This window comes from Kitasatospora sp. NPDC001261, from assembly GCF_042896795.1.
In the GTDB taxonomy this organism is placed as follows: domain Bacteria; phylum Actinomycetota; class Actinomycetes; order Streptomycetales; family Streptomycetaceae; genus Kitasatospora.
In genome coordinates this window covers 110,771-122,479 of sequence record NZ_JBIAXP010000019.1, presented here as the reverse complement: position 1 = coordinate 122,479, position 11,709 = coordinate 110,771, and the positions used below count along the sequence as shown (strand labels likewise).

General features: G+C 76.2%; 11 protein-coding genes. 6 read left to right on the top strand and 5 right to left on the bottom strand.

The window, feature by feature from the left end; genetic code table 11:
• Positions 1-219: 219 nt before the first annotated feature.
• From ACFY4B_RS25290 to ACFY4B_RS25280, 3 genes are read left to right on the top strand one after another with little or no spacing between them, the layout of a single operon-like run.
• The gene (locus tag ACFY4B_RS25290; RefSeq protein ID WP_387971209.1) at positions 220-1,683 is read left to right on the top strand and encodes an amidase; all 1,464 of its coding nucleotides are present in this window, start codon (positions 220-222) and stop codon (positions 1,681-1,683) included.
• Positions 1,680-2,921, top strand: a complete 1,242-nt coding sequence (locus ACFY4B_RS25285; protein ID WP_387971207.1) for an MFS transporter — start codon at positions 1,680-1,682, stop codon at positions 2,919-2,921. Before ACFY4B_RS25290 ends, ACFY4B_RS25285 begins: the two co-directional genes overlap by 4 nt.
• 10 nt (positions 2,922-2,931) lie before the next feature.
• A complete protein-coding gene (locus tag ACFY4B_RS25280) occupies positions 2,932-3,633 on the top strand; it encodes a FadR/GntR family transcriptional regulator (protein ID WP_387971204.1) in 702 nt (233 codons plus the stop codon).
• Positions 3,634-3,719: 86 nt separating this feature from the next.
• Here the strand turns inward: ACFY4B_RS25280 and ACFY4B_RS25275 are convergent, their stop codons facing one another.
• The 3 genes from ACFY4B_RS25275 to ACFY4B_RS25265 form a co-directional block, all read right to left on the bottom strand.
• Positions 3,720-5,018 (bottom strand): styrene monooxygenase/indole monooxygenase family protein, encoded by a 1,299-nt coding sequence (locus ACFY4B_RS25275; protein ID WP_387971201.1) that lies wholly within the window; start codon positions 5,016-5,018, stop codon positions 3,720-3,722.
• Between the two features lie 154 nt (positions 5,019-5,172).
• On the bottom strand, positions 5,173-5,925 hold the full coding sequence (locus ACFY4B_RS25270; RefSeq protein WP_375874958.1) for a thioesterase II family protein: 753 nt from the start codon (positions 5,923-5,925) through the stop codon (positions 5,173-5,175).
• Between the two features lie 152 nt (positions 5,926-6,077).
• Entirely contained in the window at positions 6,078-7,286 is a 1,209-nt protein-coding gene (locus ACFY4B_RS25265; RefSeq protein ID WP_387971198.1) for a proteinase inhibitor I4 serpin, read from the bottom strand.
• Between the two features lie 287 nt (positions 7,287-7,573).
• Here ACFY4B_RS25265 and ACFY4B_RS25260 point away from each other — a divergent pair, with 287 nt between their 5' ends.
• The gene (locus ACFY4B_RS25260; protein WP_387971195.1) at positions 7,574-7,780 is read left to right on the top strand and encodes a hypothetical protein; all 207 of its coding nucleotides are present in this window, start codon (positions 7,574-7,576) and stop codon (positions 7,778-7,780) included.
• A gap of 19 nt (positions 7,781-7,799) precedes the next feature.
• Here ACFY4B_RS25260 and ACFY4B_RS25255 read toward each other — a convergent pair whose 3' ends face one another.
• Positions 7,800-8,420 (bottom strand): AAA family ATPase, encoded by a 621-nt coding sequence (locus tag ACFY4B_RS25255; RefSeq protein ID WP_387971192.1) that lies wholly within the window; start codon positions 8,418-8,420, stop codon positions 7,800-7,802.
• A gap of 295 nt (positions 8,421-8,715) precedes the next feature.
• On the opposite strand from ACFY4B_RS25255, the gene ACFY4B_RS25250 reads away from it, so the two are divergent.
• Together ACFY4B_RS25250 and ACFY4B_RS25245 are read left to right on the top strand one after the other, a co-directional pair.
• Positions 8,716-10,266, top strand: a complete 1,551-nt coding sequence (locus ACFY4B_RS25250; protein WP_387971189.1) for an AMP-binding protein — start codon at positions 8,716-8,718, stop codon at positions 10,264-10,266.
• A gap of 167 nt (positions 10,267-10,433) precedes the next feature.
• Positions 10,434-10,616 (top strand): hypothetical protein, encoded by a 183-nt coding sequence (locus tag ACFY4B_RS25245; protein WP_049658969.1) that lies wholly within the window; start codon positions 10,434-10,436, stop codon positions 10,614-10,616.
• A gap of 21 nt (positions 10,617-10,637) precedes the next feature.
• Here ACFY4B_RS25245 and ACFY4B_RS25240 read toward each other — a convergent pair whose 3' ends face one another.
• Positions 10,638-11,627, bottom strand: a complete 990-nt coding sequence (locus tag ACFY4B_RS25240; protein ID WP_049658967.1) for an ABC transporter ATP-binding protein — start codon at positions 11,625-11,627, stop codon at positions 10,638-10,640.
• Positions 11,628-11,709: the final 82 nt, after the last annotated feature.

Genomic DNA, 11,709 nt, shown 5'->3' with positions numbered 1-11,709 from the left:
TCGTCACGCCGATCACCATAGTACGGTCACCGTAGTGTCCGGAAGAGCGGGTGCGATCGGAGGCGAGGGAGGGGCACGCACCGCCCATCCGCCAGGACCAACGCACACCCGGTAAGCCGGTAAGGCTTGCCTTGCCATCGAGTCGGGCCCGCCTCTATGGTGAAGTCCTCAGAGGACCTGAAGACCTGGGGACCTGAGGACTACTTGGGGAGAGTGATCATGTCAAACCTCCATGCCCTGACGCTGGCCGAACAGGCCGCGGCGATCCGCGGGCGCACCGTCTCGCCGACCGAACTGGTCGACCACCACCTGCGCCGGATCGAGGAACTCGACGGCGTGCTCGGCGCCTACCGCACGGTCGACGCGCCCGGCGCCCGCCGGGCCGCCCGTGCGGCCGAGGCCCGGCTGGCCGCCGCCGGGGACGGCCCCGGGCTGCCGCCACTGCTCGGCGTGCCGCTGTCGGTGAAGGACACCTGGCCGGTCGGCGGGCTCCCGTTCACCGCGGGCTCCGCCGCCTTCGACGACCGCACCGCTCCGCAGGACGCCGCCGTGGTCGGCGCCCTCCGGGCCGCGGGCGGCGTGCTGCTGGGCACCACCACGGCCGCCGAGTTCGGCTGCTCCGCCTACACGGAGACGGTCCACGCCACCGCGCGCAGCCCGTACGACCCCGGCCGCGGCGCCGGGGGTTCCAGCGGCGGGGCGGCCGCCTCGGTCTCCGCCGGACTGGCCGCCGGGGCCCTGGGCAGCGACGGCGGCGGCTCGGTCCGGATCCCGGCCGCCGCCTGCGGCGTGGTCGGCCTCAAGCCCAGCCGGGGCCGGGTGACGACCGCCCCCGGCACGGACGCCTTCGGGCTGGCCACCGCCGGCCCGCTGGCCCGGACGGTGCTGGACGCGGCCCTCCTGCTGGACGTCATGGCCGGCAGCGTCCCGGGCGACGGCAGCACCCTGCCCGCCTCCCCCGCCGGCCACTTCAGGGCCTGCGTCGAACGTGAGCCCGGCCCGCTGCGGATCGGCGTCCTGCCCCGGACGGACGGGTGGCACCCGGAGGCCGCGCTGGCCTCCCGCCGCACCGCCGACCTGCTCGCCGACCTCGGCCACCGGGTGGAGGAGGCCCCGCCGTTCGACCCCGCCGAGTACGTGCCGGACTTCACCGTGCTGTGGAGCGTGCTGGCCGCCGCCGTGCCCGTCCCGCCGGAGCGGGAGGACCGGCTGCTGCCGCTGACCCGCTGGCTGCGCGCCCGGGGCAACGAGCACAGCGCGGTCCGGCTGGCCTCGGCGATGGCCTCGCTGACCGCCACCGCCCGGACGATCTGCCACCGGTACGACCGCTTCGACGCGGTGCTGAGCCCCACGACGGACCAACCGCCGCTGCCGGTCGGGTCGTTGGCCGACCCGGACGCCCCGGAGCGGACCTACGCCCGGATGCTCGCCGTCACCCCGCGCACGCCGGTGGCGAACCTCACCGGCCGGCCGTCGATCAGCCTGCCGCTGCACTGGACCCCGGACGGACTGCCGATCGGCGTGATGCTGACCGCCCGGCTCCACCAGGAGGGCCTCCTGCTCTCCCTCGGCGCCCAGCTGGAACGGGCCCGGCCCTGGCACCACCACGCCGCCCGGCAGGCGGCCGTCCTGGAGCGGGCGACCGGGCAGAACACGGCGCGGCCCGAGCGGGGGACGCGGTGAAGCGCGGACAGCTGGCCTTCCTGACCGGCACCCACATCGTCAACGACCTCTACCAGGGCGCCGTCCCGGCGCTGCTGCCCTTCCTGATGTCCCAGCGGCACTACAGCTACACCGCCGTCTCCGGCATCGCCCTGGCCGCGAGCGGCCTGTCCAGCGTGGTCCAGCCGCTGTTCGGCCTGCTGGTCGACCGCCGCCCCCGCGGCTGGCTCATCCCGGCCGGCTTCCTCACCGCCGCGGCCGGGATCACCGGCGCCGCCCTCGCCGACAGCTACCCGCTGACCTGGCTCTTCGCCGCCCTGGCCGGCATCGGCATCGCCGCCTACCACCCGGCCGCCACCAACCAGGCCCGGGTCGCCGGCGGACAGTCCCAGCGGGCGATGAGCCTGTTCTCCGTCGGGGGCACCCTCGGCGCCTCGCTGGCACCGGCCCTGGTCACCCTCGTGGTCGGCGCGTACGGCCTGGGCGGCAGCTGGCTGCTGGCCGTCCCGGCGCTGGTGACGGCCCTGCTGTGGGCCGCGCGGGGCCGCTGGCTGCGGTACCGCGGCCACACCCCGGCGACCCCGGCCGCCGCCCGGGGCTCGGCGACGAGCTCCCACCGCGACGACTGGCGGGCGTTCGGACGCCTCGCCGCGACCACCGTCGCCTGGTCGATCCCCTACGTGACCGTCACCTCGATGCTCGCCCTCCACATCCAGCGCGACCTCCACGGCTCGACGGGAACCGGCGCCGCCGCACTGACCCTGCTCACCCTCGCCGGGGCGGCCGGCACCCTGCTCGGCGGCTGGCTCGGCGACCGGCACGGACGGATGACCCCGATCCGCACCGGCTACCTGCTGGCCGTCCCCGCCCTGGCCGCCGTGGCCTTCGCACCCTCCGTCGCGGTCGCCATGGCCGGCGCGGTGGCGTTCGGACTGGCCATGTTCCTGCCCTTCGCCCCGCAGGTGACACTCGCCCAGGACTACCTGCCCACCCGGCCCGGCACCGCCAGCGGGCTGACCCTCGGACTCGCCATGTCCGTGGGCGGCCTCGCCGCACCGGCGCTCGGCGGCCTGGCCGACGCCCACGGCCTGCGGACCGTCCTCGCCCTGGTCCTCGGCGTGCTGGCGCTCGGACTCGGCTCCGCGCTGCGGCTGCGCGACCGCGTACTGCCGGAGGCGGGGCCGGAGGAGCAGTCGGAACCGGCCCCGGAACGGGTGAACGAGCAGGCCGCCACGGGTGCGGCACCCGGAGGACGATAGGGTCGTCCTCATGACTGTTCGCCCGGTACGCCATCGCTCACTGGTGGAGGAAGCCACGGCCGAGCTGCGCCGACTGATCGGCACGGGCGAGTGGCCGGTCGGCAGCAAACTGCCCGGTGAGGTGGAGCTGAGCCGACTCCTCGGAGTCGGCCGGACCACCTCGCGCGAGGCCGTCCGGGTGCTGATCGCCGACGGCCAGCTGCGCGCCCGTCAGGGCTCGGGCACGTACGTGGCCGCCGCCGCCCCGGTCTCGGAGTTCGACCGGGAGCTGCGGCGCTCGGAGGTCTTCGACGTGTACGAGGTCCGGGCGGCGCTGGAGGTGGAGGCGGGCAGGCTGGCCGCGCAGCGGCGCACCGAGGCGGACGTCACCGCACTCCGGGCGGCGCTGGCCGCCCGCGACGCGGCCACCGGCCCGGCCGAGCTCGTCGAGACCGACCTGGAACTGCACCGCCAGGTCGTCCGGGCGGCGCACAACCCGGTGCTCATCCGCCTCTTCGACTCCTTCGTCGACGCGCTGCGCGAAGCGGCCGGCCACGTGGTGGCTGACAACCGGCTCCACGACGGCGTCGAAGCGGAGGGCATCACCCACGCGCACCGCACCCTGGTCGAGGCGATCGCCGCGGGTGACCCGGACGCCGCCGTCGCGGCGACCCAGGCCAACCTGGACCACACCCTCGACAGACTGCGCGCCACGGGCACCGGGCCGCGCTGAGCCGGCCGCACCCGCGCCCGACCGCCTCGGGCCCGGAAGTCCCGTGTCCGGTCGTGCTGTCGTACGGCCCCCGGGTCCGGCGGTTCCTACCGACAGGAGCCGCCGGACCCGTCCTCGTCGCCGAGCCGAACCTGGCTCCCCGCTGAGGAGTTGCCCACCGAGGCCAGGTAGGCGGCGGTCAGCTCGGGGGTGGCGAGCCAGGCGGCGTAATCGCGCGCTTCGGCGTAGGTGTTGGCGAGCCGGCGGCCGACCTCCGGGTGTTCGGCGGCGGCCGCGAACACCCCCTGGAGGTGGTCCGGCACGGTCAGCATCGCGGCGGTGAACTCGACGCTGTGGCGGGCCTGTTGCTGCCAGAACCGCTCGGCGGTGCGGCACATCCAGTCGGCCGTGTACGGGGCGTCGCCGTGCTCCACGACGGCCCGGCGATAGGCCTCGGCCGCCCGGGCGGCGTTGTTGGCGCCCTGCCCGGCGATCGGGTCGGTCACCACCACCGCGTCGCCGAGGCCCAGCACGTGGACGGCGTCCACGCCCGAGCCGAGCTCCGCCACCGCGCGCCGGACCACCGGGGTGACCGCGCCGAACAGCCCGGCCCCGGCGTCGGTCGGCTCGGCCTCCGTCCAGAGCTCCGCCTCCCAGGGCAGGTACTCGGCCAACAGCTCGCGGATCCGGGCCAGTTGGACGTCCGGCGGCGGGGCGTCGCCGAACGCGTCCAGCGGGCCGCCGGGCAGCGCCTCCCAGAGCAGGATGTCGCAGGGGCCGGAGAGGGTGAGCGCCGGCTGCAGGTACAGCTCGCCGAGGCCGGGCAGGGCGTTCATCCGGGCCCTCGGCCCGGCGGCCGGGTCCGGCGAGCCGACGCCGTGCGCGTACAGGCAGGACAGCGCCCGCTGCGGCCCGTCGAACGGCGAGCGGACGGCGTCGCGTTCGAAGATCCCGGACAGGGCGCCGCGGCCAGCCGCGACCACGGTCAGCTCGTGCCGACGGGCCAGCTCGTGCAGCCCGCCGCGGTCCAGCGTGCGGTACTCGACCACGCCGCCGCGCTCGGCCAGCAGTTCCAGCCAGCCGGCCAGCTTGAGCCGCTGGTCCACCGACTGGGCGGGCTCGTCCAGCGTCATGGTGTACTCCAGCGCCCGCACGCCGGGGGGCGCCGCCAGCACCGCCTCCACCGAGGAGACGGCCGGTGCCCGCTCCGCCCAGAGGTCCAGCCCGGCCGCCGCCTCGATCCGCAGGGCTGGGCCGAACATCGCCTGGGTGGACAGCACCCGGCCGCCGCGCAGCTGCTCCGGGGTGCGCTCGGCGACCAGCGTCACCCGGTACCCGTCCGCCACCAGCCCGAGCGCGAGTTGGAGGCCGGCCTGGCCCGCTCCGACGACGGCGATCCGGCGCACGCTGCCTCCTGGTGGTCTGTTGACGGTTCGTCAAGCAGGCACAGTAGTCGAGCGGGCGCGCTCCGGTCACCGGTGGCGGGCGCATCCGTTCGAAGGAGGCGGCGGCGTGCGGACCGCGCCGCCGCCCCGGCCGCCCGGGGTGCCCCGGGCCAGCTCAGCCGCGCAGGTGCGCGGTGAGCACCTCCACCACGTCCTGGGTCCGGTCGGCCAGGTAGAAGTGCCCGCCCTGGAAGACCCGCAGGTCGAAGGGGCCGGTGGTATGCCGCTCCCACTGACCGACCTGGTCGACGGTGGCGTGCGCGTCGGACTCCCCCGCCAGGGCGGTGATCGGCAGCGACACGGTCGCGTCCGGGGTGCTGCAGTAGGTCTCAACGGCCATGTAGTCGGCCCGCAGGCTCGGCAGGACCAGCTCGCGCAGGCCGGGCACGGCGAAGATCCGGTCGTCCGTGCCGCCGAGCGCGGAGATCTCGGCGAGCAGTTCGTCGTCCGGCAGCTGGTGGACCCTGGTCGTCCGGGGCAGCGAGGGCGCGCGGCCGGCCGAGACGACCAGCCGGTCCGGTCCCCGTACGCCGTCGCGCTCGAAGCAGCGGACCGTCTCGAAGGCGACGGCCGCGCCCATGCTGTGCCCGAAGAAGGTGAGCGGCCGGTCCGCCCACTCCCGCAGCTCCCGGGCGAGCTGCTCGGCGAGGCCGGTCACCGAGCCGATCGTCGGCTCGCCGATGCGGTTCTGCCGGCCCGGGTACTGGACGGCGAGCACATCGGCGTGCGGCGCCAGCGCGTTGGCGTACTCCAGGTAGTAGCTGGCCGAGCCGCCGGCGTGCGGGAAGATCACGATCCGGGCGGGCGCGGAGTCGGACGGGTTGAATCTGCGGAACCACGGATTCTCGACGACGGCGCTGCTGGACATGCGGGGTGCGACCTCTCTCCGTGACGGACTCTGCAGGCCCCAGTCTGGCAGTGCCGGGCCCCGCCGCGGGGGCGAAGTGACGATCATGACCCTCCGGCAGGCCGGTTCTCGCCGGTGCCCCGCCGGCCACCCGGGCCTGCCTGCCAGGAGGTTCAGGCCCGGACACCGCTCGCGGGGTCCGGATCGGTGACCCAGCCCGCGGCCAGGAGCAGACCGGAGGTGCGGTGGACGGCGACGAAGCCGAACGGCCGTCCGAAGCCGGCCCGGACGATCCGCCGCAGGTACGACGGGCGCGGGCGCGCGGCGCCGCTCCCGGCGACTCCGAGGGCGGTCACCGAGGCGGCCCGGAAGCCGTCCGGGCCGAAGGTCGCGGTGGCGCGCTGCCGGGCGCCGTCGATGAACAGCGGTTCCGCTCCGCCGAGCCCGGGCAGGCGGTGCTCGGTCTCCGAGCGGGTCCCCAGTGTGGCCAGGCCGAAGAGGTCGGGGCGGGCGAGCAGATCGTGGTCGGCCCCGACGGTGAACCGCGGGACGTCCACGGCCAACAGATCCTCCGGTTCGTACCGCCGGATCAGGTCGATCGTCAGGCCGGGGCCGGGGGTGCCGACGGGCAGGCGGTCGGCGGTGGTCCGGCGGTGGCGCCCGCTCAACGCCTCGATGCCGGTGGCCAGCACCCGGCCGGGCGACGCGCCGGGCTCGCCGAGCAGCAGATGGACACTGATGTCCCCGTACCCGTGCACCCGCACTTCGGTGACGAGCCCGGTCGGTGACTCCAGCACGGCGGCCCGGTCCAGCAGGCAGGTGTACCGCGACAGGTACCGGACGGGCCTGCCCCAGGCGTCCGCCGGACCCTCCGGCGGACCGTCGATCTCGTCGAACGGCCGGATCCAGTCGGTCCGGACGGTGAGCGCCGCGGCCAGCACCAGGCGGGTCTCCCGGTCCAACCGCACCGGCATGGCGTCGATCAGACCGCCGGTGGCCCGGGCGGCCCAGGCGTCCAGCCGCGCCTGGTCCTGCCGGACGTCACCGGAGAGCCGCCCGTGTACACCCGCCGGCAGCCCGGCCGGCCACTCCGGGCGCAGCCGCAGCCGCTCACCCGTCCAGAGCCCGAGGGCCGAGCCGACCGCCGGGATGCCCTCCAGCAGACCGAGGAGTTCCCGGGCCCGCTCGGCGGCAGCCTCCGGCGGCAGACCCAGGGCCTGCGTCAACTCGCCCTGGACGGCGGGGCTTCCGGCCGGCGCCAGCAGGCCGAGCAGCGGCCAGACACCGGCCGGCATCAGGACCGTCCCACCCTCCGGGTCGACCTGCCCGACCCAGCGCGCGCCCAGCGTGTTGACCACCCTCACGGCCTCGGCCTGGCTCATCCGCCCCCCTGCGCTCGATCGTCCGGCACGCCGCCGAGGGTAGGCCCGGGCCCGGGTGGGAGGCGACCGGTTTAACGCCACTCCCGGCCGCCAACGCCCGCCCGGCGAAGGCGGGTTCCGCCGCCCCGACTCCTTTTCCACTGCCGACCCGATCCGATCCGTGTCAGCATGGCCGCATGAGCGAACCCGACGACTGGATCACCATCGCGGCGTACGAGAACCTTCCCGGCCGCCCGACCCCGCCGGCCGCCCTCCGCGCTTGACTGCGCGACCGGGGCATCGACTGGATGCCCATCGCCGCCGATGCGGTGCGCAGTGACCTGCTCTGCGGGGTCGGCCCGGACGGCCGGTGGCGCGGCTGGTTCGACGTCCGGGTCGACGCCGACGCCCTGCGGACGATCGGGCTGCACCCCGAGCAGGCGTCCGCGGTCGTCAACGGATCTTCCCCGCCCGGCTGGTGGCACGCCGAGGCCGAGCGCCGGGCCCGTCGGTGACGGCGGCCGCCGGCCCGGCTCAGCCCGCCGCGCCGAAGCGGACCGTCTCGGCGCGGGAGCGGGAGGCCGCGTCCAGCAGCAGGACGGACGAGGCCTCCGGGGTCGGCATCGGGCCGCCGGCGCGCACGTGCCGGGTGAAGGCGGCCAACAGCTGCTCCAGGCCGCGGCGGTGGCGGGCGAAGACCCGGCTGGAGGCGTGCCGGCCGCGGGCCCGCTGGCCGTCCAGCGCGGTGGCGGCGCCGACGTCCAGCAGCACCAGGTGCAGTTCGCGGCCCCGGCGGGCCGCCTCCCGGGCGAGCCAGCGCCGCATCCAGGCGCGGCTGCCGCAGTCGTGCACCAGCAGCGGGCCGCCGCCGCGCACCGAGGAGCGCAGCAGCCGGAAGTGCTCCAGCCGGGCCCACGGCCGGTACACCGCGTACGGCAGGGCGGCGGGCATCACGGCCTCGCAGGCCTCGTGCACCGTCCGCGGGTCCACGGCCCGGACCGCCGCCCCGGACCAGCGCCGCAGCAGCGTGCTCTTCCCGGCCCCCGGCAGCCCGGACACCACCACGACGGCGTCGGCCGGGTAGGCGGTGACGAACCCCGCCCCGGCCTCGCCCCGCAGATCGACCACGCCGCGCGGCGCCACGACCGCATCCACCCCGCCGCCCACCAGTCCGAGCCCCCGTTCACGTCCGACCGGGAACCCTAACAACAACGCCCGGCCGGCCGCTCGGCGGATCCGGCCGGACCGGGCCTCGGCGTCGGGCGTGCGCGCCTCGCGGAGAGGAAGCGGGGGCGCCCTCCGGCCGGGGGCCGAGGGGACCCCGCAGGCCCGCACCGGTCCGTCGGCGCCCACCCGCACCCGTCGGGACTCCTGGGCCCCCGGCGACCGCAGTGCACCCGTGGGCCCGCCGTCCACTAGGCTGACGAGCCGTCAGACAGGAGGACGGGCCATGGCGGAGGCGGCTCCGACGTACACCGCGCTGGTGCTGGACGGGCTCGCCCGCGATCCCGCCCGGGTGGCGCTCCGGTACGGGGACGAGGAGTGGACCGGGCAGCGCTGCCTGGACCTGGTGCACCGCGCCGCCCGCGCGCTGGAGCGGGCCGGGCTCGGGCGCGGGGACGGGGTGACGGTGCTGGCCGGGAACCGGCCGGAGGCGCTGCTGGTGCGGCTGGCCGCGAATCTGCTGGGCTGCCGGGTGGCGATGCCGTTCCCGGACGGGCCGGTCGCCGAGCAGGTGGCGCTGGCGGAGTTCGCCGGGACGTCCGCGCTGGTCTTCGACCCGGTCCGGTGCGCGGCGGCGGCCGACGGGGTCGCGCGGGCGGTGCCCTCGGCCGTCCTGCTCTCGCTGGGCCCGTCGCCGCTCGGGCTCGGCACGGACCTGCTGGACCTCGCCGCGGCCCGCTCCCCCGCCCCGCTGGCGCCCCGCTACCGGCCCGAGGACGTGATGGCGGTGCGGTTCACCGGCGGCACGACCGGGCGCCCGAAGGGGGTGCTGCGCCGCTTCGCCCGTCCGCCGCGCCCGCCGCTGCTGGCCGGCTCGGTCTTCCTGCTGTGCACCCCGCTCTGCCACGGCGGCGGCACCACGGCGGACCTGGCGCTGGCGGCGGGGGGCACGGTGGTGATGCAGGACGGGTTCGACGCCGGGGCCGTGCTGGCGGCGGTCGAGCGGCACCGGGTGTCCCGGATGTACCTGCCGCCGCACCTGCTGTACCGGCTGCTGGACCACCCGCTGCTGCCGACGACCGACACCGGCAGCCTGCGCCGGGTCGGCTACACCGGCTGCGCGCCCTCGCCGCGGCGGCTCGCCGAGGCGACCCGCCGGCTGGGCCGGGTGCTGCACCAGACCTACAGCCTGACGGAGTGCGGGCCGGTCTCCCGGTTGGGCCCGGACGAGCACCTGGCACCGCGGCTGCTGACCACCGCGGGCCGCCCGTACCCGGACACCGGGCTGCGCGTCCTGGACGAGGACGGCGCCGAGCTGCCGCCGGACCGGACCGGGGAGATCTGCGTCCGGACGCCGACCGCGATGGCCGGCTACTGGCGCGACCCGGAGCTGACCGGGCAGGTGCTCCGGGACGGCTGGCTGCACACCGGCGACCTGGGCAGCCTGGACGCGGCCGGCTATCTGACGGTGGCCGGGCGGCGGGACCCGATGGCGGTCGTCGAGGGGCACAATGTGTTCCCCCGCGAGATCGAGGAGCCGCTGCGCACCCACCCGGAGGTCCGCGAGGCGGTGATGTTCACGACCACCGACCCGGACCGCCTGGAGCGGGTGCACGCCGCCGTCGCCCTCGTCCCCGGCTCGCGGCTGACGGCCGGGCAGCTGCACCGCTGGGCCCGGGCGCACGGCCTCGGCCGGTGCGCCCCGGACTCGCTCCTGCTGCTGCCCGCGATCCCGCTGAACGGTCTCGGGAAGCCGGACCTCGCCGCCCTGCGGGCCCAGGTGGACGCCGGGAGCGGACGGGCGTCCGCCACCGCGGGGGCGCGCGACGGGGTGTGACGCGCCCGACGAGTGCATCGAGCGCCTACGCGGGCGACCTCTCGTGCGCCACCCGGCGGGAAGAACCGTCCGTGGGCACTCGATCGTGCGGCCCGACCTGCCGATACATCCCCGGCAGCGCCGTGCACGTCGCTGTGGGCCGCACCGTCCCCCCAGGAGGCACTCCCTTGACCTGGCTACGCGTCCTGACCGCACTGGGCATCCTCGCCGTGGCGGCCAGTGCCCTGATCGTCTTCGCCCTCTGCACCGCCACCTCGCGCGGCGAGCGCGCCGCGGAGGAGGCGCCGCCCGACCTCCGGGCGGACGCCGAGGGCAGCGGCCTCTTCCAGCGGATGGGCGGCGACAGCTGACGCCGCGCCGCCCACCGCCGGTCAGTGCCCGGCGATGTCGTCCGGCCGGACCTCGATGTGGTCGGCGGCGAGATCGACCGCCACCCGGTGCTCCATGCCGAGCGACTCCAGGAACTTGACCGGCAGCTGCACCCGGCCGCTGCGGTCCAGCATCACGTACTCGCGCTCGTTCACCGACTCCTCGCCGTGCTCGTCCGTCACGGTGCGGCGCAGCACCTCGCTGGCGGTCCGCCCGTCCCGGATCGCGACCGTGCGACGGACCTCGCCCGCGACCATCGGGTCGTGGGTGACGATCACGACGGTGGCGCCCAGTTCGCGGTTGACGGTGCGGAAGGACTCGAAGATGATCCCGGCGGTCTCCGAGTCCAGCTCGCCGGTGGGCTCGTCGGCGAGCAGCACCGGCGGGTTGTTGGCCATCGCCACCGCGATCGCCACCCGCTGCTGCTGGCCGCCGGAGAGCTCGTTGGGCTTGCGGTGGGCGAGCTCGCCGATCTCCAACGCCTCCATCAGCTCCGCCACCCGGGCCGCCTGCTGCCGGGCCCCGCCGGCGCCCGAACGACGACCGCGCAGCTGCATCGGCAGGGCGATGTTCTCGGCGGCGGTGAGGAAGGGCAGCAGGTTGCGGGCGGTCTGCTGCCAGATGAAGCCGACCACCTCGCGCCGGTAGCGCAGCCGCTCCTTGACCGACATCTCCAGCAGGTCGCAGCCGGCCACGGTGGCGGTGCCGGCGGTCGGCACGTCCAGCCCGGCGAGGATGGTGAGCAGCGTGGACTTGCCGCTGCCCGAGGCGCCGACCAGGGCGACCAGGTCGCCCTGGCGGATGGTCAGCTCCAGGCCCTGGAGCGCCTGGACCTCGACCCCCTCCGCGCTGAAGATCCGGACCAGCCGGTCGCAGACGATGGCCGCTCCCTCGCCGTACGCCTTGGGCGAGGCGGCGGCGAGGGCCCGCTGCTGGAGCTCCTGGAGGCTGGGGGCCTCGGTGACCGTCCGCTCCTGGGGAGTGCTCTTCACCGGTGGTCTCCTGTCTCGACTGTCTGCTTCATCGCACCGCTCTCCACTGTCCCGGCGGACCGGGCCGCTGTCACGGCCCGTG